The sequence below is a fragment of the Asticcacaulis endophyticus genome, from assembly GCF_014652575.1.
GTDB classification, from domain to species: domain Bacteria; phylum Pseudomonadota; class Alphaproteobacteria; order Caulobacterales; family Caulobacteraceae; genus Asticcacaulis; species Asticcacaulis endophyticus.
In genome coordinates this window covers 399,744-425,532 of the sequence record NZ_BMZB01000001.1, presented here as the reverse complement: position 1 = coordinate 425,532, position 25,789 = coordinate 399,744, and the positions used below count along the sequence as shown (strand labels likewise).

The 25,789-nt window shown below is 57.0% G+C and carries 18 protein-coding genes; 9 read left to right on the top strand and 9 right to left on the bottom strand.

The features are described from left to right. The first annotated feature begins 94 nt into the window (after window positions 1–94). The 5 genes from pstC to phoB all read left to right on the top strand — a co-directional run bounded on the left by pstC (window position 95) and on the right by phoB (window position 5,131). Entirely contained in the window at window positions 95–1,525 is a 1,431-nt protein-coding gene (gene pstC, locus IE102_RS01985) for a phosphate ABC transporter permease subunit PstC (RefSeq protein WP_189484695.1), read from the top strand. Then, window positions 1,518–2,831, top strand: coding sequence for a phosphate ABC transporter permease PstA (pstA, locus tag IE102_RS01980; protein WP_189484694.1), 1,314 nt, complete (start codon window positions 1,518–1,520; stop codon window positions 2,829–2,831). The genes pstC and pstA overlap by 8 nt, the downstream gene beginning before the upstream one ends. A 68-nt stretch (window positions 2,832–2,899) precedes the next feature. Next, a complete protein-coding gene (pstB, locus tag IE102_RS01975; protein WP_189485969.1) occupies window positions 2,900–3,673 on the top strand; it encodes a phosphate ABC transporter ATP-binding protein PstB in 774 nt (257 codons plus the stop codon). Between the two features lie 66 nt (window positions 3,674–3,739). Beyond that, complete coding sequence (phoU, locus tag IE102_RS01970) at window positions 3,740–4,432, top strand: phosphate signaling complex protein PhoU (protein WP_189484693.1); 693 nt, start codon at window positions 3,740–3,742, stop codon at window positions 4,430–4,432. Between the two features lie 9 nt (window positions 4,433–4,441). Continuing rightward, entirely contained in the window at window positions 4,442–5,131 is a 690-nt protein-coding gene (gene phoB / locus IE102_RS01965) for a phosphate regulon transcriptional regulator PhoB (RefSeq protein WP_189484692.1), read from the top strand. Window positions 5,132–5,189: 58 nt separating this feature from the next. Here phoB and IE102_RS01960 read toward each other — a convergent pair whose 3' ends face one another. Together IE102_RS01960 and IE102_RS01955 are read right to left on the bottom strand one after the other, a co-directional pair. Beyond that, the gene (locus tag IE102_RS01960) at window positions 5,190–6,182 is read right to left on the bottom strand and encodes an aspartyl protease family protein (RefSeq protein WP_189484691.1); all 993 of its coding nucleotides are present in this window, start codon (window positions 6,180–6,182) and stop codon (window positions 5,190–5,192) included. Window positions 6,183–6,275: 93 nt separating this feature from the next. Beyond that, window positions 6,276–7,178, bottom strand: a complete 903-nt coding sequence (locus IE102_RS01955; RefSeq protein WP_189484690.1) for an Hsp33 family molecular chaperone — start codon at window positions 7,176–7,178, stop codon at window positions 6,276–6,278. 252 nt (window positions 7,179–7,430) lie between these two features. Between IE102_RS01955 and serA the strand changes: the two genes are divergently transcribed. Next, window positions 7,431–9,380: a phosphoglycerate dehydrogenase gene (gene serA / locus IE102_RS17955; protein ID WP_189484689.1), complete on the top strand. Its 1,950-nt coding sequence runs from the start codon at window positions 7,431–7,433 to the stop codon at window positions 9,378–9,380. A 106-nt stretch (window positions 9,381–9,486) separates the two neighbouring features. Here serA and IE102_RS01945 read toward each other — a convergent pair whose 3' ends face one another. Further along, entirely contained in the window at window positions 9,487–9,945 is a 459-nt protein-coding gene (locus IE102_RS01945) for a PilZ domain-containing protein (RefSeq protein WP_229807524.1), read from the bottom strand. Window positions 9,946–10,505: 560 nt separating this feature from the next. Between IE102_RS01945 and IE102_RS01940 the strand changes: the two genes are divergently transcribed. The 3 genes from IE102_RS01940 to IE102_RS01930 all read left to right on the top strand — a co-directional run bounded on the left by IE102_RS01940 (window position 10,506) and on the right by IE102_RS01930 (window position 16,357). After that, window positions 10,506–12,413: a DEAD/DEAH box helicase gene (locus IE102_RS01940; RefSeq protein WP_229807523.1), complete on the top strand. Its 1,908-nt coding sequence runs from the start codon at window positions 10,506–10,508 to the stop codon at window positions 12,411–12,413. Between the two features lie 244 nt (window positions 12,414–12,657). Continuing rightward, entirely contained in the window at window positions 12,658–14,541 is a 1,884-nt protein-coding gene (locus tag IE102_RS01935; RefSeq protein ID WP_229807522.1) for a M1 family metallopeptidase, read from the top strand. Between the two features lie 58 nt (window positions 14,542–14,599). After that, the gene (locus IE102_RS01930) at window positions 14,600–16,357 is read left to right on the top strand and encodes an ATP-binding protein (protein WP_189484687.1); all 1,758 of its coding nucleotides are present in this window, start codon (window positions 14,600–14,602) and stop codon (window positions 16,355–16,357) included. 15 nt (window positions 16,358–16,372) lie between these two features. On the opposite strand, the gene IE102_RS01925 is transcribed toward IE102_RS01930, so the two are convergent. From IE102_RS01925 to IE102_RS01900, 6 genes are all read right to left on the bottom strand, one after another. Beyond that, window positions 16,373–17,389 (bottom strand): sugar kinase, encoded by a 1,017-nt coding sequence (locus IE102_RS01925; protein ID WP_189484686.1) that lies wholly within the window; start codon window positions 17,387–17,389, stop codon window positions 16,373–16,375. 227 nt (window positions 17,390–17,616) lie between these two features. Beyond that, window positions 17,617–20,577 (bottom strand): TonB-dependent receptor, encoded by a 2,961-nt coding sequence (locus tag IE102_RS01920; RefSeq protein WP_229807521.1) that lies wholly within the window; start codon window positions 20,575–20,577, stop codon window positions 17,617–17,619. Window positions 20,578–20,878: 301 nt separating this feature from the next. Continuing rightward, a complete protein-coding gene (locus IE102_RS01915) occupies window positions 20,879–21,724 on the bottom strand; it encodes a 2-keto-4-pentenoate hydratase (RefSeq protein ID WP_189484685.1) in 846 nt (281 codons plus the stop codon). Then, complete coding sequence (locus tag IE102_RS01910) at window positions 21,724–22,899, bottom strand: glycoside hydrolase family 88/105 protein (RefSeq protein WP_189484684.1); 1,176 nt, start codon at window positions 22,897–22,899, stop codon at window positions 21,724–21,726. Before IE102_RS01910 ends, IE102_RS01915 begins: the two co-directional genes overlap by 1 nt. Beyond that, on the bottom strand, window positions 22,896–24,500 hold the full coding sequence (locus tag IE102_RS01905) for a glycoside hydrolase family 28 protein (RefSeq protein WP_189484683.1): 1,605 nt from the start codon (window positions 24,498–24,500) through the stop codon (window positions 22,896–22,898). Before IE102_RS01905 ends, IE102_RS01910 begins: the two co-directional genes overlap by 4 nt. Then, entirely contained in the window at window positions 24,460–25,788 is a 1,329-nt protein-coding gene (locus IE102_RS01900; protein WP_189484682.1) for an ABC transporter substrate-binding protein, read from the bottom strand. The genes IE102_RS01905 and IE102_RS01900 overlap by 41 nt, the downstream gene beginning before the upstream one ends. Window position 25,789 lies beyond the last annotated feature (1 nt).

Genomic DNA, 25,789 nt, shown 5'->3' with positions numbered 1-25,789 from the left:
CACAAAAAGTACTTAAAGGGCGCACCAAGACAGTCTATAGGCCGTCTTAACCGGGTGTAAGTCCGGCCTACGCAATTTCAGGGTTTCCCAGTTTATGACCGGCTATCTCTTTCTCGCGCTGATCGTTTTCTCAGTCGCCAGCTTTATGTTTGGCCGGTCACTGGCGCGGCGTAAGGCAGCGTCTCAGGGCGTGCGCGGTCATTCCTTGCCTGCCTTTTCGGGCTGGTTTGTAGCGATCTGGAGTTTCATCCCGGCGGCCCTGATCCTGTTTGTTCTGGTCGTGTTTGGGGGGCGGGTTGAAAATGCAATCGTGCAGTCCGATGTGCCCGCCGCCGTTCAGCAATTGCCGGAGCTTAATCAGGGCCTGTTTTTTCAGGATGTGCGCGCCACTGTAAACGGTGGCATGGCCAGCACCACGGTTTATGACGGTGAGCTGAAGGCCGCGTTTGACCATAAGGTTGCTCAGGCCAAAAGCGTTGATAACACCATTACCCTTGGGGCCTATGCCCTGACATTTATACTGGCGCTGGCGGGAGCGGCCTTTGCCTATAGCCGCGTATCGCCTCAGTTTCGGGCCCGCAACAGCGTCGAGCGCTGGGTGTCGGCCTTTCTGGTCGCCTGTTCGGTTGTAGCGATCCTCACCACCCTGGGGATCATCCTGTCGCTGCTGTGGGAATCGCTGCGCTTCTTTCAGTCGGTATCGCCACTTGATTTCCTGTTTGGCACCCATTGGTCGCCGCAGATCGCCATGCGCGCCGATCAGGTCGGTTCCTCCGGTGGGTTTGGGGCCGTACCGTTGTTTGTCGGCACTTTCCTGATCATGATCATTGCCATGTGTGTGGCCGCCCCGGTCGGGCTCTACTCAGCCATCTATCTGTCGGAATATGCTTCGCCGTTCATGCGCGCCTGGATCAAGCCGGTGCTGGAAATTCTGGCCGGTGTGCCAACCGTGGTCTACGGCTTTTTCGCCGCTCTTGTGGTCGGGCCGAGCTTTCGTGAGTTCTTCAACTGGCTGGGCGCATTCATGCCGGGCACGCCGATGGGCGAATATCTGATGAACGTGCAAAACCAGATGGCGCTGGTGGCCGGTGTGGTCATGGGCATCATGTTGATCCCGTTCGTATCGTCCCTGTCTGATGACATTATCAACTCGGTGCCGCAGTCCCTGCGCGACGGGTCGCTGGCCATGGGGGCGACGCGCTCTGAGACCATCAAGAAAGTCGTTCTGCCCGCGGCCTTGCCGGGTATCTCAGGCGCCATGCTTTTGGCGGTGTCGCGTGCGGTCGGGGAAACCATGATCGTAACCATGGCCGCCGGTTTGCAGGCCAAGACGACGCTTAATCCGCTTGATACCGTCACGACCGTTACCGTGCAGATCGTGACGCTTCTGACCGGCGATCAGGAATTTGACAGCCCCAAGACGCTGGCCGCCTTTGGTCTGGGTCTGACCCTGTTTGCCGTCACCCTTGCTCTTAACCTGATCGCTCAGCGCATCGTCCAGAAATATCAGGAACAATATGACTGATTCCGCTCAATCATCTCTGGCTGAAACGCGCGCGGCGGCCCAGCCCGATCTTAAAACAAGGGTGGCGAAGCGCCTGAAATCGCGCCATGCCGCCGAACTGCGCTTTCGCGCCTATGGCATACTGGCGGTTTCCATAGCGGTGCTGTTTCTCGGTATCCTGCTGGAGCGCATCATCCATCAGGGCTACACAGCCTTTGTCACCCATTCGATCACGACGGAGGTCTATCTCGACCCCAACCGCATCGACCCGACCGACATCATGGGCGCTAACTATGACCAGATGATCACGGAACAGGTCATGGCGAAGATGGGTGTGAATGATGACGAATACGGCACGACATCGGGCGAATATAAAGAAATCCTGTCGCCGGATCTGGGCTTTAAGGCGCTGGAGGCTCTGCGCGACAATCCGAAGCTTCTGGGCCAGAAGATCAGCCTGACCTCACCGATCGCGGCCAACGCTGACCTTTACTATAAGGGTGAGATTACGCGCGATATCGTTGAGGCGGATCGCAATGTTTCCGATCAGCAAATGGTCTGGATGGACGCCCTGAAAACCAAGGGTTTGGTCACCAGCCATTTCAACACCTATCTGTTCACCAATACTGACTCGACCCAACCGGAACTGGCCGGTCTTCTGGGGGCGATCATGGGTTCGGCCATGATGCTGCTGGTGACGGCGGTGCTGGCGATCCCGATTGGTGTGGGAGCCGCACTTTTTCTGGAAGAGTTTGCGCCCAAGAACCGCTGGACGGCCCTGATCGAGGTCAATATCAACAACCTGGCCGCCGTGCCGTCGATTGTTTATGGTCTTTTGGGCTTGGCTGTATTTATCAACTGGCTCGGTATGCCGCGCTCATCGCCGCTGGTCGGTGGTGTGGTGCTGTCGCTGATGGCCCTGCCGACCGTGATTATCGCCACCCGCTCATCCCTGCGCGCCGTGCCGCCATCGATCCGCGAAGCTGCGCTGGGTATCGGTGCGTCAAAGACTCAGGCCGTGTTCCACCATGTGCTGCCGCTGGCCATGCCTGGCATCATGACCGGCACCATCATTTCTCTGGCCCACGCCTTGGGGGAAACCGCGCCGCTTCTGATGATCGGCATGATCTCCTTTGTGCCGGGTCTGCCCGAAAGTGTCACCTCAGCCGCGTCGGTTTTGCCGGTTCAGATCTTCATTTGGGAAAACGCCTCTGAGCGCGCCTTCCACGAACGCACAGCCGCCGCCATCATCGTACTTTTGGTGTTCATGATCATCATGAATCTGGCGGCGATCCTGCTGCGTCGTCGCTTTGAAAGACGGTGGTAATCATGAAACTCTATACGCGCCCGCTTTACGCCCCTGATACGTCCATCGGTAAACCCAGAGATCCGTCCATGACCACGACCGCCACAACCCCGAAGTTCGTCGCCCGTGACGTCAAGGTCTATTACGGTGACAAGCCAGCCCTGCACGGCATCGACATCGACATCCTCGATAAGTCGGTGACGGCTTTCATCGGCCCGTCGGGCTGCGGTAAGTCGACCTTCCTGCGTTGCCTGAACCGCATGAACGACACCATCCCCAGCGCCCGCGTTGACGGCACCATCCTGCTCGACGGCGAAGACCTGAACGACCGTAAGGTCGACCCGGTCGTGCTGCGCGCCCGCGTCGGCATGGTGTTCCAAAAGCCTAATCCGTTCCCCAAGACCATCTATGAAAACGTCGCTTACGGCCCAAAAATTCATGGCCTGGCGACCTCGAAAGAAGAGATGGATCACATCGTCGAAAGCTCGCTCAAAAAAGCGTCGCTGTGGAACGAAGTCTCTGACCGCCTGCACCAGCAGGGCACAGGCCTGTCCGGCGGCCAGCAGCAGCGTCTGGTGATTGCGCGCGCCATCGCCGTCGGTCCCGAAGTCATCCTGATGGATGAGCCCTGTTCGGCGCTTGACCCGATTGCGACGGCCAAGATCGAAGAGCTGATCGACGAATTGCGCCAGCAGTTCTGCATCGTCATCGTCACCCACTCGATGGCGCAGGCCGCGCGGGTGTCGCAAAAAACCGCCTTCTTCCATCTTGGTAATCTGGTCGAGGTCGGCAACACCGAAGATATCTTCACCAATCCTAAAGACCAGCGCACTCAGGATTACATTACTGGGCGCTTTGGTTAAGAGCGCGCATTTATATCCCAAAACCGGCCCCACTTTTGGGAATGCGCTTTGGATAAGGACTGACACATGAACCCGCATACCGTTAAAACCTACGGCGAAGAACTGGATCAATTATCGGCTGAAGTCATCCTGATGGGTGGTTTGGCCGAAGCTCAGGTCGCTGACGCCGTCGAAGCTGTGGCCCGCCGCGATGTGGCTCTGGCCCAAAGCGTCATTCAGCGCGATCAACGTCTGGATGAGTTGGAAAAAGACATTGAGCGCAAGGCCATCCGCCTGATTGCGCTGCGTCAGCCGATGGCGTCCGATCTGCGCAAGACCGTGTCGGCCATGAAGATCGCCACATCGCTTGAGCGTACCGGCGATCTGGCTAAGAACATCGCCAAGCGCTCACTGGTTATTTCCGAGTCCGAGCCGATGTCGGGCCTGACCCGCTCGATCGAGCGTATGGGCAAGCTGGTGTCGTCGCGTCTGCGCGATGTGCTGGATGCCTATAAGGGCTCCAAGCTTGATATCGCCCAGGCTGTCTGGTCATCGGATACCGAGGTCGATGAACATTACAACGCCATGTTCCGCGAACTTCTGACCTACATGATGGGCGATCCGCGCACCATTTCGGCCTGCACGCACGTCCTGTTCATGGCCAAAAACCTTGAACGCATCGGCGACCATGCCACCAATATGGCTGAGCACATCCACTACGAAGTGACCGGCGAAGACTACATGAACGAACGCCCCAAACTCACGACTATGGAACCGTAAGAGCACCCCATGAAGCCGTACATCATTATCGCTGAAGACGAAGACGCTTTATCGACGCTTTTGCAATATAATCTTGAAAAAGAAGGTTATGAGGTCGCGCAGGCCGTCGATGGCGACGAAGCCCTGATGATGATCGAAGAGCGTATGCCTGATCTTCTGGTGTGCGACTGGATGATGCCGAAGGTGTCAGGCATCGAAGTCTGCCGCCGTCTGCGGGCTCAGACCGAGACGCGCAACCTGCCGATCGTCATGCTGACCGCCCGCTCCGAAGAAAGCGATCGCATCCGCGGCCTTGATACCGGCGCTGATGACTATGTGGTCAAGCCGTTTTCGATGGTTGAACTGATCGCGCGCATCCGGGCGGTGCTGCGCCGTATTCGCCCCGGCCTGTCCGAAGATCGCGTGCAGTTTGGGGAAATCTCAGTTGACCGTCTGTCGCACCGCGTTCAGCGCGGCGGGCGCGATGTCCATCTGGGGCCGACCGAATATCGCCTGCTTGATTATCTGATGCAGCACCCCAAGCGCGTCTTTTCGCGTGAGCAGCTTCTGGACGCCGTCTGGGGCAATGATGTCTATGTCGAAGCCCGCACGGTTGATGTTCACATCGGTCGTCTGCGCAAAGCCCTGAATGACGGTGCCGAAAAAGACCTGATCCGCACGGTGCGTTCGGCGGGTTACTCGCTGGATTTGCAGGCCTAAAAGCGCATCCCAAAAAGTGTACAGCGGTTTTTGGATTAAGATGCGCGCCAAATAAATGTCAGGCCTTTTCGATCTGCACTTCCGGTCGCGGATTAGGTGGCGCGTCTGCCAGTTCAAAGCGGATTTCCTGAGCGCGGTAGTCAATGGAAACGACCGCAAACTGGCGTAGAAAATCCATGCCGACCAGCAGGGCGGGCTTATTCTGCAATCGCCAGCTATCGAACACCGGCACATCGGCAATGGCTATGGCGGCATCGCTGAAGGTCAGTTCCTGCATGCGCAATCTGGCGACCCGGATCGTAGGCGCAATTAATTCGCCGCCGGTCACGCCGCTTAAGGTGATAGGGCCCATCTCAGACAGTTTGCCGTTCTTGTTGAGCAAGGCATCCCTAAGCGCCGTATTGCCAATAGAGACTTCAGCGCCGGTATCGATGATGGCCGAAGCCAGCACGCGGTCTATTCTACAGTCGCTGATGCGCAAATGTCCGGCTGAGCCATAGGCTTTGACGCGGGTGATATCGGGCGCATAAATCCGCTGCGAAGCATAACGCGGCGCCTCGACCCTTAAGGTGCGCTTTCTGAAATCAAAGGTCACCCGCGCGCCATTGATGACATCCAGCCCTAAAAACCCATCGGCTTTCAACAGAGCGCGGGGCAATACAGGCAGCGTCAGATCACGATGGACGAATGGCCCAAGCGTCAGTTTGCCGATACGCGCGGTTGAGGCAGGGACAAGGCCGTTGATGCCTTTGACCATGACATCGCGTCCGGCGGTCAGGGCCAGCAGGTTGACCAGTTCTGTGGAGATGACTGACTGTTCGGCGGCGGTATCGACCACGAACTGATAAGGCCCTTGGCCATTGATAAGCACGCCCACGGTCATCTGATTGGCCGCCGTAGTGCGGGCGGCGAGCTGGGCCTCCTGACTGCCTTCATCTGCCGCCTGTGAGAGCGTGGCCCCCCAGGCCGGATTAAGACCCGTCAGGCAGGTGGCCGCACCGGCGCGAATGAGTGCGCGCCGGCACAGATGGTGCCGGTTTATATCTGACATGCGTTTCCCCCGGCCGTGTGATTATAAACTTTTGGCCTTGGGCGCAAAGGTAGCGCAAATGGCCAAAAGCTGCAATCCGGCAGCGGGATCAGGTCAGAGGCTGATAAAGTAAGTTTTGGAGCAGTATTCGCAGGTGATATGCACCTTGCCGTCCGGCTCGATCATGTCGTTCTGCTCTTCGGGAGAGAAGGATTGCACCAGACTTTCCACCCGTTCCTGCGAGCAGCGGCATTGCTGGTAGACCTCCTTGAAGGTCGACAGCCGCACGCCGTCCTCATGGAACAGGCGGTACAGCAGGCGCTCAGTCTCCAGCGAAAAATCGGTTAGTTCGTCTTCACCCAGGGTGGCAAACAGGGCGCGGATATGATCGAAGGCTTCGCGGGTTTCGCCGCGGCTAAGATCACCGGCAATGGCCTGAATCATAGCGCCACCGGCGCGCCAGACCGGGCCATCGCCTGAGTCTTCGCGCGATACGGCCAGCTTGATCTGGGTCGGAATTTGTTCGGACTGGGCGAAATAATGTTCGGCGCACAAAGACAGGCTGTCGCCTTCGATAGGGGTCACCCCCTGATAGCGATCCATCTGGCCGTCGGGATCGAGCGTCATGATAAAGGTGCCCTTACCGATCAGGGCGCGGGCGCCCAGACTGGTGAACTCCGTGGCATTGGCGGCAATTAGTTCTTTCAGTTCATCCTCGTCATAGCGGCAAAACGCCCGCAAGCCCCCGCGGGTATCGTAATCGGCCACGACATAACGCACGCAGCCTTCGCCTTGGGCCTGCATGATCAGGCGGCCCTCGAACTTCAGCGCCGAGCCGACCAGCACCGCCAGGGCGCAGGCTTCGGACACCAGATGCGCGATTTCATCGGGATAATTATGGGCGCTCAGGATAGTGTTAAGGCTGTCGCCCAAACGCACGACGCGGCCATGAACCGGCAAGGTGTCGATAATAAATCGGGCGGAAAAGTCCTGATAGGGCGGGGTGTCGTTACTCATGAAACCTGATCTTATGGAGCCACTGCGCGGGCGCAGCGTCGAATTTAGGGAATTTGGCTAAGTCTTGAAACGGAACGGCATAGATAATCAAGGGTTTTGCCAAAAAAAGAGGGGGCGGCACGTATTAATCACTAAGGACGGTTGTTTTGCGGGGGGTTTTGTCCTATTTGCGCAGGCGAAAATCAACATGATATTGCCATGCTGATGTCTGTCTCGCGCCGCATGTAACGGCCTTTTGTGAGTACAATTGTTATGACCACAATTCTTGAAAATCCTGTAGCTGACAAAATTCAGGCGGTGGTTCTGCCGACCATAGTTCTGGATTTTGACTCGACTTTCACTCAGGTTGAGGCGTTGGATATACTGGCCGAGCAGTTGTTTTCTTCCGATCCGGCGCGCCTGACCGACATTACGGCCATCAAAGACCTGACCGATCTGGCCATGTCGGGGGAAATCTCATTCGCCGAAGCGCTGCAACGCCGGGTGCAGATTTTGAGGCCGACGGCGGAGGATCTGAAGGGACTTGTTGAAACCCTCAAAGGGCTGGTCAGTGCTTCGGTGGCCCGTAACAAAGAAGCCTTCCTGCGCCATCCGGGCAAGTTCCGCATTATTTCTGGCGGCTTCCATGACTTTATCGCCCCCGTGGTGGCTGAGTATGGCATCCGGCCTGAGCATATCCTGGCCAACCGTCTGGTGTTTGGTGATGACGGTATCGCCACTGGCGTCGATCAGGGCAATCCCCTGTCCAAAGACGGCGGCAAGGTTGTGGCCCTGCAAGGCTGGGACATCACCGGGCCTGTGGTCATGGTCGGCGATGGCTGGACCGATTTTGAGGTCTATAAGGGCGGGGCGGCTGACCGTTTCTATGCCTTTGTTGAAAACGTAAAGCGCGAAAAGGTCGTGCAGGCCACCCACGGCATTGAGGCCGCGCAGGTCGTCGTGTCGTTCGATGAAGTGCTGCACAACGAAGGCTTTGAAGGCCGCTATTCCTTCCCGCGTTCGCGCCTTAAGGTGCTGCTGCTCGAAAACGTCCACCCGACCGCGATTCAGGCTTTCCGCGAAGAAGGTTATGATGTCACGACCGTCAAAGGCGCGCTCGATGAAGATGACCTGATCGCCGCCATTCAGGGTGTGCACATCTTGGGGATTCGCTCCAAGACCACAGTGACGCAAAAGGTGCTTGATGCCGCCGATAAGCTGCTGGCGGTAGGTGCGTTCTGCATCGGCACCAATCAGATCGACCTTAAGGGCTGCTCGAAAAAGGGTATTGCGGTCTTTAACGCCCCCTATTCCAACACCCGTTCGGTCGTTGAAATGGTCATGGGTCTGACGGTCATCCTGACCCGCAACATCTACGATAAGTCGATCCAGATGCACACCGGCAAGTGGGATAAGTCCGCGACCGGCGCCCACGAAGTGCGCAATAAAACGATCGGCATCATCGGTTACGGCGCCATCGGGTCGCAGTTGTCGATCCTTGCCGAAGCGTTCGGGATGCGGGTTATCTATTACGATGTGGCCGAAAAGTTGACGCTCGGAAATGCGCGTCGTTACCGCTCGCTGGATGCGCTGTTGGCTGAGGCTGATGTCTTAAGCATCCACGTCGATGGCCGGGCCGAAAACAAGAACCTGATGGGGGCTGCGCAGTTTGCGAAAATGAAAGACGGCGCGTTGTTTATCAACCTGTCGCGCGGCCATGTGGTTGATATTGAGGCACTGGCGGCGGCGCTGAAATCGGGCAAGATTTACGGGGCGGCGGTTGACGTGTTCCCGGAAGAGCCGCGCACCAATGACGACCCGTTTGTAAGCCCGCTGACCGGCATCAAGAACCTGATCCTGACGCCGCACATCGGGGGATCGACCGAAGAAGCGCAGGAAGCGATCGGGGAGTTTGCCTCTGAGCGCCTGCTGAACTTCCTGAACCGTGGCGATACGACGTTTTCGGTCAATATGCCGAACGTGCAGTTGTCCGAGGTCGAAGGCCGCCACCGCTTCCTGCATATCCATCAGAACGTGCCGGGGGTTATGGCGGCGATCAACAATATCATCGCCAAATATAATCTCAACATTCTGGCGCAGCATCTTAAGACCAATGAGTCGCTCGGCTATGTGATCGTCGATGTTGACCGCGGCTATTCAAAAGAAGCGCTGGAAGAACTCAAGGCGGTTACCGGGACGCTGAAATTCAGATCTCTGACCTAAAAAAAGGCCCCGGTTTCGGGGCCTTTTTATATTTTTAGCATCGCGCATCTTATCCAAAAACCGCGCAACACTTTTTGGCTTCGCCGAACTCCGTTTGGGATGCGCTTTAATCCAAAAAGAAAGTGTCGTCGTCTTTGGGTGGTTCGGGCTGGTTCAGTCTCTGCCACATCTCATAGACCGCGCGCGGTACTTTGGGGGAAGGAATCTTGCCCGGCGTCAGTTTTTCGATGAAGTCGAATTTCAGCCCCATCTTGTGCGCCATAGTCCAGACCGAACGCCCGCGCCGCAGAATATGCGCATCCAGATCGATCAGCCAGACCTCGGCCGGGATTTCGCCGATCTCTTCAAACAGAACCTGCGCGCCGGAGGCCGACTGGTCAAGGATAGTACAGTGAATGGTTTGCTGACTGTTCAGGAACAGCAGGCAGCCGCGATCGTTGCATTCAAATCGCGGTTCGTTCCGGCGATTGGCGAACATTTCATAGGGCTGAATGATCTCAACCTTTGAGGCGGTATGCGGCATACGTGACGCCGGTGATGAAATAGGTGCAGACGGTGTGGGCATGATAGATTGCACTTCGTTGAGACGGACAGGGGACTGTACGCAACGCCTTAATAAAACTGAATTTTTTAAGCTACTGTGCCGTATTCGCGACCGTGCGCCAGTGGTGGGCGGATCGTGTAACCAGCGTTTGGCAAGATAACAAACTTGCCATGTTGCGGTGCACGTTAAACCCGGTTTCTTTACAAACCGTGTCCAAAACGATCAGTGATCACGTTTTTTAGAAAAATATCATTTCAACCGTACCTATTGACATTCCCGCCCATATGCATCATGTGACCCTCTTCGCATCCGCGAAATCTATTTGTCAGGCCGCGTGAGGTAAGGCTTTTTAAAATTACACCACATGTTTGTGTGTGCCGTATCGCCTGACAGACTTATAACCTTATCGCCATGTTGAATGGCGGTCACAATCAAAAAAAATACGATGGCTCGTGACACGCGGAGCCTCGCCCATAAACCGCCCGGCCTTACATAGAAAAGGCGCGGGCAGGGCTGTTTGCGTGTCTGCGCTTGTGCGTGAGACTTCTAAGCGGCCTCACCCCAGAAAGCGTTGTCTCTCCGTGAGCACTATTAATTCCACGACCTTCAAAGACCTTGGCCTGACCTCATCCTTGTTGATGACTCTTGAAAAAGAAGGCTATGTCAACCCGACCCCTATTCAGGCGCAATCGATCCCGATCGTCCTGAAAGGCCATGACCTGCTGGGTATCGCCCAGACGGGTACAGGTAAGACGGCGGCGTTTGCCCTGCCGATCCTGCACCACATCCTGACCAACCGCATCATTCCGGCCCCGCGCACTGTGCGCGTGCTGGTGCTGTCGCCGACCCGCGAACTGGCAACGCAAATCGCCGAAAGCTTCAAGACCTATTCGCGCGGCATGGGTCTGCAAATCGCCACCATCTTTGGCGGCGTCAAGTACGGCCCGCAATATAAGGCCCTGCTGAACGGCCTTGATATTCTGGTGGCGACACCGGGCCGTCTGATTGACCATCTGGACCAAAAGACGGTTGACCTGCGCGGCGTTGAATTCCTGGTCCTCGACGAAGCCGACCAGATGCTTGATCTGGGCTTTGTAAAGCCGATCCGCCAGATCGCCGCCAAGCTGCCGCATAAGCGTCAAAACCTGTTTTTCTCGGCGACCATGCCGAAGGAAATCGTGGGTCTGGTTAACGAACTGCTGACCGATCCTAAGCGGGTCGAAATCGCTCCCGAAGCCACCACGGCTGAGCGCGTGACGCAACAGGTCATCTTCGTTGAACAACTGCGTAAGCGCGCCCTGCTGTCGGAGCTTTATGCCGAAGACGCCTTGACCCGCACGCTGGTGTTTACCCGTACTAAGCGTTCTGCCGACCGTGTCACCGCCTATCTGCAAGCCGGTGGCATCGAAGCCGCCGCCATTCACGGCGATAAGAATCAGGGCCAGCGCGAACGTGCCCTTCAGGCGTTCCGCGATGGCCGCGTGCGTGCGCTGGTCGCCACGGACATTGCCGCGCGCGGTATCGACGTTGACGGCGTGACCCACGTCATCAATTTCGAGCTGCCTTACGTGGCCGAAGCCTATGTCCACCGCATCGGCCGTACCGCCCGTGCCGGCAAGTCAGGGATTTCGATCACGCTGTGCGCTGATGATGAGCGTAAGTTCCTGAAAGACATCGAACGCGTGACGCGCCAGCGCATCCCGTCGTTTGATCGCCGTAAGGATCAGGCTTTGAAACTGCTGGACGAAGCCATTCTGGCGTCGGGCAATACCGAAAAGCCGAAGACGCCTGAGCGTATTGCTGTCGCCCGTCACATCGACGGCGATGCCGAGCGTGTTCAAAAGCGTCAGCGCAACCGCCCGGGTCGCAATGAGCGCCGCGACATGCGTGAAGGTACGCGTGACGGGGGCCGTCCTGAGCGGGCTGAACGTCCGGCGGCTTTCGATCCGATGGCGGCCGAGCGTGAAGCTTCTGCCCCTAAGCGCGATTTCACCGAAAAGAAGTCCTTCAGTGAGCGCAAATACGGCGACAAAAAACCCTTTGGCGCGAAAAAGCCATTCGGTGACAAGAAGCCTTTTGATCGTGACTCCTACGCCAAAAAGCGTTTTGACGAGTCGTCCGATGCGCCCCGTGCTGAGCGCCCGGCATCATCTGAGCGTCCGGCTTTTGAACGCCCTGCCGGTGAGCGTTCGGAGCGTCGCAGCGATGAGGGCAAGCGTCCCTATGCTAAGGCTGATGGTAACCGCAATGATGGGGCCAAAATCCCGTTTGGTGACAAGAAGCCGTTCGGCGATAAAAAGCCTTATGGTGCCAAAAAGCCGTTTGACCGTAAGCGTACCGATAGCGCTGACGGCCATAAATCCCGCGATCCCCATGCCTACAAAGGTCGTGACGGCGCCAAGCGCGGCCCGGCACCAGCCGTTGCGGAACCCAAGGTAAATCGTGCTGATGGGGCTCAATTCAAGCGCCGCCAGAAACAAGCCAGCTAAAATCTGAGTTTTGCTTGATCGCGATATTATAGCCGAAAACCGCTCACACTTTTCGGCATATCGCTAAAACCGACTAAGAAAAGCCCGTGGCATATCATGTCACGGGCTTTTTCATTATTTTCACAGTTGTGTGATGAGCTTATTTTTCGTTTAATGAGGCCTTGATGGGGTTTTGATTTTTATGCGGGTCACAGATCGAATGAACGCCGGTAGTTGCTATGCGCGAATCCTTGCGGGCGTTGGGATGGCGTTGGCCATGCTGTGTGCCGTGGCGGCCTGCTCACCCAAACCGGACGAGGGTAGCGCCGCCCCGCTGGCGATTGCCGCCAAGGCTGTTGACCATCATTCCTATGCTAAACCGCTGGAAGCGCGGGTGCGCCATGTTGATCTGGACCTGACGGCGGATTTTGACCGCAAGGTTTTGTCCGGCACGGCGGCGCTGTCGCTGGAGACGGAGCCCGATGCCCGTCAGGTTATCCTCGACACCAAGGCGCTGAACATTTTGGGTGTGACCGATGCCGCCGGGGCACCGCTGAAATATGCGCTGGGTAAGGCCGATCCGATTTTGGGCGCGCCGCTAACGATTGAACTGCCGCAGGGCGCGCAAAAGATTATCGTGCGCTATGAAACGACCGCTAAGACCGAAGCCCTGCAATGGCTGGCACCGTCCCAAACCGCAGGCAAGCAGCAGCCGTTCCTGTTTTCGCAAGGTCAAGCCATACTGACCCGGTCGTGGCTGCCGACGCAGGACAGCCCCGCCATCCGCCAGACCTATAGTGCCCGTATCGTGACCCCGCGCGCCCTCAAGGCCGTGATGAGCGCCGATATGCTGACGCCCGACGGCGAAGATGTGATCGATGCACCGGGTAAAAAAGCCTATCGTTTCAAGATGGACGAGGCTATCCCGCCCTATCTGATCGCGATTGCTGTGGGCGAGATTGATTTCCGGCCCCTGGGTAAGCGCACCGGTGTCTATGCCGAAAAAGTCACGGTCGAAGCCGCCGCCGATGAGTTTGTCGATGTCGAAAAAATGGTCGGGGCCGCCGAAAAGCTTTATGGACCCTATCGTTGGGGCCGTTATGATATTCTGGTGCTGCCGCCATCCTTTCCTTATGGGGGCATGGAAAATCCGCGCCTGACCTTTGCGACACCGACCATTCTGGCGGGGGATCGCTCACTGGTGTCGCTGGTCGCCCATGAACTGGCCCATTCGTGGTCAGGGAACCTTGTCACCAACGCCACCTGGAATGACTTCTGGCTCAACGAAGGCTTCACGGTCTATTTTGAGAACCGCATTATGGAAGAGCTTTATGGCAAGGACCGCGCCGGCATGCTGCGCACCCTGGGCTATAAGGACCTTCAGGACACGGTTAAGGGCTACATGGATGATAAGCATCCGGAACTGACGGCGCTCTATATCGACCTTAAGGGTAAGCATCCCGACGATGGGTTCTCCGAAATTCCTTATGAAAAAGGCGCGTCTTTCCTGCGGGTGATCGAAGAGGCCGTTGGGCGACGCCGGTTTGATGCTTATTTGAAGGGCTATTTCAACCGCTATGCCTTCCAGAGCATGACGTCTGAGGCTTTTATCGAAGACCTGCGCGAAAATCTGCTCAAGGGCGATAAGGCGCTGGAAGATAAGATCAATGTTCGCGCCTGGATCTACGATCCGGGTCTGCCCGCCAATATAATTGTCCCGAAATCCGATGCGTTCGATAAGGTCGACGCGCAAGTGGCGGCTTTTATCAGCGGTACGGCACCGGCTGAGTTACAGACCGCGAACTGGACGACGCAGGAATGGCAAAGGTTCTTAAACCAGATGCCGGAAACCCTGACGGTGGCACAGATGGCAAGTGTGGATGACGCGTTTAAATTCTCCGAAAGTCACAATTCAGAAATCCTGTTTCTATGGCTGAAACTGGCGATTGCCCATCATTATGAACCGGCCATGCCGGCACTGGAAACCTTCCTGACCTCGCAGGGACGGCGTAAATTCATCACGCCGCTGTACCGCGATCTGATGGATCAGTCGGGTTGGGGGCAGGCTATGGCGCGCCGGGTCTATGCTGACGCGAGGGCCGGTTACCACGAAGTTACCCGTGCCAGCGTCGATAAGGTCGTAAACTAAAACTCTTTTAAAGGTTTTGGGCTAAGTTCGCGTTTTAAGCGAACGGATTAGAGTGCCCATGCGCGATGCTATTTTCATCGGAATTGCCAAATCCCGCGTTAAGGGATTGCGCACACGGCTGGGACTTGCGGGCTTTCTGGGCGGCACGGCCATGCTGCTGGAGCCATCCATCTGGCCGGTGGTCTGGTTTCTGGTCTATTTCGTGTCGCAGATTATCGACAATAATCTGTTTAAGGCCGCGCTTAAAAATCCAAAAAAGCAGGGCGACGAAGCCAAGTTTATTATCGCGATTGCCTTAAGCACCCTGATCTTCTCCGCCATGTCGGCCTATACGTGGATTTTCGGCGGCGAAGAGGGCCGGATTTTCGCGGTCATTTCGATCTGTGGCGCTTTGCTGCATGTGACCTTGCAGCTTTATAATCGCCGCACCTACCTGTTTGCGGGCCTGTTGCCGCACGCGCTTTATCTGCTGTTCCTGCCATCGGTTACGGCGGTGATTGAGCCGGGGCACAACTCATTCACCCTGTTTATCGTCAATGTCGGCACGTTCGTGTTTCTGGGCAATCTGGCCTGGGCGGTGCGTCAGAACAATCAGAGCCTGCTGGATCTTAAGGTAGCCAAGGACGAAGCGCAGGAGGCGCGTAAGCTGGCGGAGAATGAGAGTGCAGCCAAAACCAATTTCCTGGCAGTTATCACCCACGAAATCCGCACGCCTATGAACGCGGTCCTTTCGGCGGCGAATTTGCTGAAGCGCACGCCGCTTAACGATGAGCAAAGCGACCACGTCCGTATGCTGAGCAATGCGTCTGAGGTTCTGATGGGCCTGCTGAATGACGTGCTGGATATCTCAAAAATCGAAGCCGGCAAGATGTCGATTGAGCGGGCGGCGATTGACCTTAAAGACCTCGTTACCGGTGTAGGACAACTGTGGTCGCCGCAGGCCCAGATCAAGAATGTCCGCCTGTTACTTGAGATAGAGGATGATCTGCCGTCGCAGATCATGATTGACCCCCTGCGCCTGCGCCAGATCCTGTTCAATCTCCTGTCCAATGCGGTCAAGTTCACCGCCAAGGGGCTGATCATCGTGCGGGTCTATCGCTTGCCCAACGCATCCGGACATACTGAACTGCGCTTTGATGTCGAGGATCAGGGCATCGGTATTGCGGGCGATCAGTTGGAGCGCATTTTCTCAAGCTTTGAACAGGCCGATGCCGGGACGACGCGCCGCTATGGCGGGACGGGTTTGGGACTGGCCATTTCACGCAAGCTGGCCCAGCTTATGGGCGGTGATATTTCGGTGCGCTCCAGCCTTGGCCACGGGTCGTGTTTCTCGCTCAGCTTGCCTTACGACAGTCTGCTGCTGACGGCGATCGACATGCCGGAGGGCTTTGATGCGGTTGAGGCGGATGAAGCACCTGCGGAAGGGCCGCGCACCATCCTTATTGTCGATGACCATGAGGTCAACCGCCGGATTGTGTCGCTGTTTGTGCAGCCTCTGGGCTGGCGCTGGGTGATGGCTGAAAACGGTCAGCAGGCGGTTGACCTGTGCCGCTCGGAAGCCTTTGACATCATCCTGATGGATATGCAGATGCCGGTCATGGGCGGGATTGAGGCGACGAAACTGATCCGTAATCAGGACGGTCCCAATCAGGACACGCCGATCGTGGCCCTGACCGCCAATGCCATGGAACATCACCAAAAGGCGTGGGCCGAAGCCGGGGTTGAGGATTTCCTCGCTAAGCCGATCGACCCGGATTTGCTGATCAACACGCTGATTGCCAAGTCCCGGATCAATCCGTTGCGGGCGGCGGCCTGAGCCTAAGTTTTTATTTTAGCGCTTAACGTCGAAGCCATCGTCACTCAGGAAGGCGTTCAGATCAGTCGCGTTTGCCAGACTGAAATCGCCCGGAATCGCGTGCTTCAGGCAGCCACAGGCGATGCCGAGATCAAGCGCGTCCTGATCAGTTTTGCCACTTAAAATGCCGTGCAGCACACCGGCCGCAAAGGCATCGCCGCCGCCGATGCGGTCAATGATCCCCGCGATGTCATAGGTCCTGGTCTCAAGGCTCTCACTGCGCGTGAACATCAACCCGGCCAGACGGTTGTGATCGACATTAACTTGCGTGCGGCGGGTGGAGATCAGGCGCATCAGATCGGGAAAGGTCGCAAAGGCGTGGTCGGCGGCGGCGCGGTTGCGCGCCATTGAGCCGTCTTCGCCGTCAAATTTGGTTTTGAATACCAGTTCGATATCGCGGTAACCGCCGAAGATCAGATCGGCATGGGACATTAACTGCTTGATCAGGGTGGGGGCGTCGCCGCCCCACGCTTCCCACAATTTTGGGCGGTAGTTGCAGTCGAACGAGACCTTGACCCCTAACGCCTTAGCCGCCTTCATGCCCGCCAGAGCCGCATCGACGCAGTTCTGACCCAGGGCCGCGGTCACGCCGGAGACATGCAGCCATGAGGCGTTCGCCAGCAGCGCCGGCCAGTCCAGCTTAGAGAAATCCGCCGTCGCAAAGGCAGAGCCCGCGCGATCATAAAGAATATCCGAAGGGCGGTGAATGGCGCCGGTGGTCAGAAAATAGAGGCCCATCCGTCCGGGCTGCGTGGTGACATCAGACGTATCAACGCCCCATTTGCGCACCTCCTGAACGGCCGCCAGACCCAGATCGTTGTCAGGGATGACGCTGATCATCTTGGCTTTGTGGCCAAGGCGTTGCAAACCGACGGCGACATTGGCTTCGGCGCCACCGATGAAGGGCACCAGTTGCGGCAGGCCATAGAGCGGATCAACGCCCGTCGTCGTCAGCCGTACCAGCAATTCCCCAAAGCACGCAAAGGCCTTCATAATGTTCAGTTTCCCTCTTTCCGTATGGGTTTGTGTGTAGTGCGCAAAACCGTGTCTGTGAAGCGCTTTTGGCCGGTCTCATAAAAAAAGAGCTTCGGGCCGGGAAGGCCGCGAAGCTCAAGGTCAGACGCGCATAGAAGGTCAGGAGCGCGCCTAAAGTCAGGCAGATCAGGCGTACTCAACTAAAGATGCACCGGCACCTGCCTCCGGCGCACCAAACGCGGGGCTTAATACTTGTAGCGGACGCCCAGATAGTATTGGCGACCGGACGTGCCATAGTCATACAGCAGGTTTTGAGCGGTGTTGCCCTGAGCCGTATTGTAGGCGATGTAGCGGTCATCGGCCTCATCGGTCAGGTTGATGCCTTCGAGGATGAAGGTCAGGTTCTTGGTGACCTCCCACGTCATCTGGGCATCGATGTTGAAGGTTTCGTTCTTGCCCCAGAAGTCAGCGGATGAACCGGGGTTCAACTGCGACAGGTAACCGTCACGATAGGCGAAGGCGACACGGGCCGAAACCGCCGGACCTTCGTAATACAGGGTCGTATTCCAGGCCTTGGGTGACAGACCCAGCAGATTGGCGCGGGTCGTCGTGGTCGCGGTCGGCGAGGTATAGTAATCGATCTGGGATTCAACATTGGTGTAGTTGAAGATACCGCCCGTTCTCGACAGTATGCCTGGCAGGAAGGTGAACGGTTTCTGGACGCTGAATTCCCAGCCGGTCAGGTCGCCACCGGCGGTATTGATCGGTGTCGTGACCGTAAAGGACGGATCGCCGGTGACGCCCAGATCCGCCGGATCGTAACCCAGTTCGCTGAGGGTCTTGCTGGTCTGAACCGTCTGAATGTAGCTCTTCAGCTCTTTCTTGAAGACCGCCAGCGAGACCAGCGTGTCCTTGTCGGGATACCATTCGAGCGAAAAGTCCATGGTATTGGCGCGAACCGGATCAAGGTCCGGGTTGCCCGTCGTGATGGTAAAGGCCGTGGTGCTGATTGAGCCGCCGCCCGGTGTCAGGCTGAGCAGGGTGGGACGTGCCATGGTCTTGGCGGCGGCAAAGCGCAGGAAGACATTTTCGATCGGCTCTACGCTGACATTAACCGCGGGCAGTGAATCTTCGTAGCTGCGCTTAACCGTGGTCAGGATCGCATTGTTGCCGGAACCTACATAACCGACCGCCGTCAGGTTCGTTTCGACTTCGCGGGTGCCGATATTGCCGCGGACCGGAACGCCCGCGATATCGCCTGAGAAATCGACCTGAACGTACCAGGCCTTATCATCTTCACGGGCATTACGGTTGTTGGTGCGCGACGATGAGTTGGTGTTATTGACATAGAAGTTGCCATAGGTGTTGCCCGTGGCGGTGCCGCAGCGGCAGTCGTAATTGAAGGTCGAGCGGATCAGATCCAGATTAGGGATCAGATAGCTTGTCCCGGCAACCGTTACGGTCTGGGCGAATTTAGCGATATCGGCATTGATAGTGGTCTGGATCAGCCCTGCCGCATTCTCATCGCGGGTTTGTGGTGTCGCCAGGTTGGAAATGCGGCCATATTCGGTTGAATCGAACTTATAGGACTTGTCCGAAAAACCGCCCTTGATCGTGAAATGTTCATTCAGGTCGTACTTCAGATCAAGCCGTGCGGTTGAGAACTCATTGCGGACGGTTTGCGGACGAATACGGATGAGCGATGCGTCCCCCAGAGCCGTGCTTGACGAGTAGGTCCAGTAGCAGGCCTGATCCGGGGTACATCCCGTCGATGAGGTGCCATAGTTGAACTTCGGCGCGGTCATATCCGTATAGTCGTATGAATAACCATCGACATTATAGGATTCAAACGTGAAGGTGGTTTGTTCCGGGTTGTCCTGGAACGATTCCGACGCACCAATCAGCAGCTTGGAGGAGAAACGCTCACCCCAGTTCTGATCCCAGGTGAAATTTAACTGATCAAAGGTCGTGGTCAGTTCATCGTAGCGGTGTTCAGAGCGGATATCGACATCGTTGAACGAGCCCTTAACCAGAGTGCCCTGATCGTCGATCTCATAATTATAGACATCGGTTCTGGGCAGGCCCTGATTGTTGCGGCTGAACGAGATGGCTTCGATTTCCCATTCGTCGCGGTTCGACTGGAACTCGGCATGCATGGCGTCAATGGTAACGAGCGTGCCTTCCCATGGACGCATCTGGAACGCACCGGTGATGCCCAGACGCTTTTGATCGGTCTCAAAGTGGTTGTAGCGCGGGATGCGCGGGTGCAGGGCACGGCTTATGGCCTGGGCTTCGCCGGTAAGCGTCGGGTTCTGCGCGTTAACTTCAGTGGTATTACAGTTGCGGTTGGTGACGTTGGCCGTGCAGGGCGCAATATTGGTAAAGGTCGTGCTGCCATTGGTCGAGAAACTTTCAAAACGACCGACGTTAGAGGCCGAATAGGCGTTCTCCCAACGGGTGGTGTTGGTGGAATCTTCGATAACGGTGCGTTCGCCATAGGCAACCGACAGCAGCGCCCCCAACTTACCATCTGCCCAGCGATTGGAGATCATGAAGGTGCCGCGCGGGGCGGTTTCCTTAGCCAGATCGTTGTAGCCGACCTGACCCCCGACGGCCATGGTGAAGCCCTTATAGTCGAAGGGGCGGGCAGTTTGCAGATCGACCGTGGCGCCGAGCGAGCCTTCCTCAATCTCAGCCGACAAGGATTTACGCACGGTGATCGAGTTGAACAGGTCAGCCGCAAAGACGTTGAAGTCAAAGCCACGACCACGATTGGTGCCGCCGGAGGAGTCCTTTGAACCCGTCGTCGCCAGAGCTTCGAGGCCGTTCAGGCGGGTACGCGAAAATTCGGAATTCAGGCCGCGAACTGTGATCTGCTTGCCTTCGCCGCCATCACGATCGATAGACACACCCGGAATCCGTTGCAGGGATTCGGCCAGGTTCAGGTCCGGAAACTGACCGATATCCTCAGCCTTAATAACGTCGACCATATCGACCGAGCGCTTCTTTTCGCTGATTGCGGATTGCAGCGAACCGCGAAAGCCAGTGACGACAACCGTTTCAACATCGTCGGCCGGTGCGGTATCTTGCGCGAAGGCGGCGGTGCCTAAGCTCGCGGCCATCAGGACAGCAAGCGACGCTCCGAAGCGGATGCGGGCACGATAAATTTTAGGCACACCTGTAGCGTGCGTGATTTTGGCAGGCATAGATCAACTCCCCGTTTTTGCCATTGATCATGCCCCTCATTTATGAGGTGGCTGATCAGTCATTGTTTTGAGGGCACCGGAATGACGCCCCGCTTCGGCTAAAAATTTGACACCGGTGTCATGGGCCATTATAATCCATGACACCGGTGGCATATGGTACGCATATATGATTTAATAAAACAAGTATGGAAATGACGTTGTTGTCAAAAGTGGCAATTCTGCCATATTATCGGGTGCCCCGATGCCGCAAAAGCGGCATTTTAAGCCGCTTTTGCTGTTAATTTCATCTTATAGGCGTGCGTCAGGCTAGCTCAGGGCCGTCTGATTCCAGGCGATAGGTTTGCAGTTTCAACTCGGTTGGCGACAGATTTGGGCTATCGAAGCGGACTGTGGCGGCCTGACCGATCAGTATGTCATGAATACCGGTGGTCGCCCCCGATGAGATCAACTGGCCTTTGCGCAGCGGTTTTTGACGACGTGCCAGATGCCCGGCCAGCCAGCCGATGGCCTTGAGCGGGCCACCGGGCATGGTGAACAGGCCGCCCTGGCCGACCACATGGCCGTCGATTTCAGTAGTGGCACGAAACGCCTTCACGGCGTTTTCATCCAGATCGCCGATCGTGGATGTCTCATCAAAGGCCATCAGTTGCGGCCCCAAAATCAGGCCGAAATTATTGCCGAAATCCGACGCCACGACGGTAGGGCCGAGCTTATTTATAGTCGGCAATGGCGATCCTGCCATTTCGATACCGGCGAACATGGCATCAATCAGATCCAGCGCTTCGGCCTCCGTATAATCTGTTTTGGCGACCGGGGCGTCCTTGCCGATGCGGAAGACATATTCAGCCTCAACGGCGGCAAAGCCATGCTCAAACACCGGCACATGAACGGGCTCACCATGATAAGGCTTGAACATGGGTTGAAAGATCGGCCCGGCCAGACGTTCCGTGCCATGTTCGGCCTGCCGCTCCGGCGCCAGTCGCCCGATTTTCCAGCCGATAACCGGCTTATCCCATAGGGCAATGGCCTGATCCTGAATGAAGTAGGACTCATCCAAAACCGACGGGATCGTGCCCGGATAATCCGCCAAGGCGGCCGCCGAACGACGGGCGGTGACGAAGTTTTTGGCAATATCTTTTAACGGCATCAGGCTTTCCCTTCATTCAGGCCTTCACTCAGGCTCCACATCAGCGCCCCGACGCCCTTGGGGTCATTGGGGGTGATTTTTTCAGACATATAATACGCAAATGTGCCGTCGCGATAGGGCACATTGCCAAGGCCTGCGACGCCGCAAATGCCGTTCAGCGCCGTGGGCGTCAGGAAACGGTCAATGGCGGCCTGAAGGCTGTCGGGGCCAGCGATACGTTCAGCATCGCCGACGATCCCAAGGCGGGCCGCCTTCATCAAACCGTATGAAATCATGAGCGAGGCTGAGGCTTCCTCGTAATTACCGTCGCGGTCGCCCTGATCGACCACCTGATACCACAGGCCATTGGCTGAGCGGAACTTCAGCAGGGCGCTCAAGGTATCGCGCGTGATGCGGGCAATTTCGGCCCTGCCAGCCTCATCCAGACCCGTGGAGTGCTCATAGGATTCGACCAGGGCTCCGATCCACCAGCCCATGGCGCGGCCCCAGACATTGGGCGACAGGCCGGTGTCCGGGTTCGACCAGCGCTCCTGACGGCTTTCGTCCCAGCCGTGGAAATAGAGGCCGTTATCTTTTTTCAAAAGGCGGTCAACATTGGAAAACTGCTGCACGCTGTCGGCAAACAAAGCCTCATTGCCGGTGATGCGGGCATAGGCAACCTGAAACGGTTGGGCCATGAACATGCCGTCGAGCCAGACCTGATGCGGGTAAATCTGCTTGTGCCAGTAATTGCCGGACTTGGTGCGCGGATGGTCTTTTAGCTGCGCGAACTGAATATCCATCGCCTTACGGAAACGATCCTCACCGATGATCTCATAAAGCGGAAACAGGATCTTACCGCCATTAATATGGTCGATATTATATTCTGTCGGCAGGAAGGTCGGCATGGACCCATCGGGCAGAACGCGGGTTTCCATTTCCTTCAGGATATAATCCAGAAACGCTTCGTCGCCAGTCGTCTGATAAAGATCGAGCGCGCCTTTCCAGACGATGCCGTCTTCGTAGTTCCAGTACGGACGGTACGGTTCCCAGCTTTTGAAATAGTTGCCGATAAAGACCGGCACCTGAGCGCCAAATTTCGACAGGGTGCGGATAGTCGCGTTGCTCACCGTAAATGTTCGGCGCATGGGTGCATCAATGACATCGACGGGGATATTGTGGGATAGGTTCATCATAGGACATTTTCCAGTTCGATGTCCTGTCCCAGATACCCTTTGAGGGACAGGTTATTGAGGCTGACATTGCGGGCATTGCAGATATAGAGCCCTTTGCGGGCGACGGCGGGGATCGAGGCGGCCATGTCGGGAAAGCCGGCGTCGGCGGTCTCTGAAAAGCTGACCCGGAAATCATCGATATGGATGCCGTCGATCGGCTGTTCCGGCAGGCCCAGCAGATAGGCGGCGGCGTGGCGGGTTTGATCGCAATATATGCGCGTCAGGGTTATATCGCCGATTAGCGGCGTGCGGTCATCAATGGGGAAAGGATTGCGGTTGCCGACATAGTCGGTCTTGCCGTCCGGATCGCACCAGTAAAAGCTGTTGATCACAAAGGCTGTGCCGACATTCTTCATGCGGATATTATCAAAGCGGATGTGGCTGGCCACCGCATCCTTACCGCGTCCGCGCCGGGTCTTGATCCGCAGGCCGCGATCCGTGCCGGTAAACAGACAATTCTGCACCTTAACGTCATAAACGCCGCAGGCCATTTCTGAGCCGATGACGATGGCACCGTGTCCGTTCTGCATCCAGCAGTTTGAGATGCTGACCCGTCGGGTCGGGCGCAGAGCTTTGCGGGCCATGCTGATCTTGCCGGATTTGAGCGCGATGCAGTCATCGCCGACCGTGAAGTGAATGCCGCTGATTTTGACGTCAGTACAGCTTTCAGGGTTCAGGCCATCGGTATTGGGGCTGTCGGAGGGGGCCTTGATTTGCAGATTGGTAAAGGTCAGCCAGCGACTATTCAGCGGGTGGATCGTCCATGACGGGCTGTTGGCGAACGTCAGGCCTTCGAGGGTTATTTTTTCGCTGTCGATGATGGAAATCAGGCGCGGCCGCCAGGCGGCGTGATCGCCTTCGCCGAACGGAGTCTTGGTCCGTGACCACCACGTATCAAAACCTGCCCGCCCATCGATTTCGCCCTCGCCGTAAACCATGACATTGCGGGCGGCGATGATGTTGATGAGGGCGGCATGGCAATTCAGCGCCTCACCTTCCCATGAGCCCAGCCAGACCTTTTCGCGCCCTTCATCATCGTAGAGAATACCGGGCAGAATCGGCCATCCCGTGATGTCGCGCCGCCCGAAAAGGCGGGCATCTTTGGCGATCTCAAGCGCCATATCGCTTTTGAGAAACAACGGCCCGCTGACATAATCGCCGCCGGACAGCCGCACCCGGCCATCACTGGGGCAGGCGGAAATCGCGGCCTGCAAGGCGGCGGTGTCGTCGGTGATGCCATCACCTCTGGCCCCGAAGGCGCGCGGATCAAGCACGGCCTTGCACCGGACGGTTCGGGCTATCAGCTCTTCGTCGTCCACGGTCACCGTATAGAGCGTATCGGGCGTTAAGCCTGTCAGGGTAAAGACATTCAGATCGGTGGTGAGTGCGGGCGCGCCGTCGACCCAAACTTTGCGCGCCGTGTCCGTCCGGTAAATACTGCCATCGCTAATCTCAAAGGTCAGCGCCGTCGGCAGATCGGCAATCAGGTTCAGGCGTGGCGTGTCCGAGTTCGGCATGACCTTAGCGGATGATCCGGTGCAGGATGGCGTTGATGTCATCATAAAGTGCATCACCGGCCTGTTCTAAGGTGATCTTGCCATACCCAAAGGCTTCCAGGATATCCTGAAAACCGTCGCGAACGCGCGGGTGCTCGAAGTAGGGGCTTTCCAGCACATTGATGGGCAGGCGGGCCAGCATGTCTTCGCTGTCCTGCTGAAGCTTGCCGATCAGGCCGTCGTCACGCAGGATTTTTTGCGCGGTCTTGGATACGGGCACGCCGCGTTTGGTCTCCATCGCCCGCACCCCTTCGGGGTCATTGAGCAGGAAGTTGATCAGCATGGCCGACTCGCGCGGATGCTGGGATTTGGCATTAACCGCAAACATCATCGATGGCCGGTACAGAAGCCCGGCATCGGTCGCCCCTGGCCGCATCGGATAGGGCGCCAGCGCCACTTCCTGTTTGCCGGCTAAGGTGTCGGTATATTTTTCAATGGCGCTGTTCCACTGATAGGTGCCGGCGAATTCGCCGTTGATCCACGGCCGCATTTCCTGCTGCGGCAGATAGCCATAAGAGGCCCGCACCTGCGCGCTGGGCCAGACATGATCGCTGATCATCTTAGCGTAAAACCCGGCATATTCGTGCATGTCGGCGCGGGTACAGTTCAGCGATTTGGTCTCAGAATTGACCAGCGCCTTACCTGTTTTTTGCACAATGTATGACCGCGCCAGAGCGATGAAATCCTGAAACAGGCCATCGAGCGGATAATAGGCATCGCCCAGCTTTGCCTTGAACTGCGGCCCGCGCGCGAAGAGCGAGTCCCATGTGTCGGGCAGGCTTAGGCCCGCCTTATCATAGGTGGTTTTGTTGAGGTACATCAGGCGGGCAGCATTGGAAATGGCCAAGGCATTCAGCTTACCCCCCGTCGTGCCCATCGACAGGGTACGGGCATCAAACTGGCTGAAATCGATCTCATTCTTATGCTGATTTAGGTCGGTAAAGCCTTCGCCATCGCGCGAAAACAGGGTCTGCCAGTACCAGTTGATCTGCATCACATCCGGCGCGGTCTCGCCCGCGATCTGGGTCGTCAGGCGCTCCAGATGGCCGGTAAAGCCGGTATATTCGCCGCGCACGCGGATATGAGGGTGGCGTTTTTCAAACAGTTGCAAGGCATTGAGCGTGGCCTTATGCGCGGATGTGCCGCCCCACCAGCTCATCCGCAGGGTGATAGCCCCCCCGTTTGACGATGAGGTTTGGGTCTTTGAGCAGGCGGACAGGCCGGTGACGGCCGCGGCCCCCAGCAGAAGGGTGCGGCGATGCAGACGGGTGGCGGCTAGAGTCAAATCTGACATG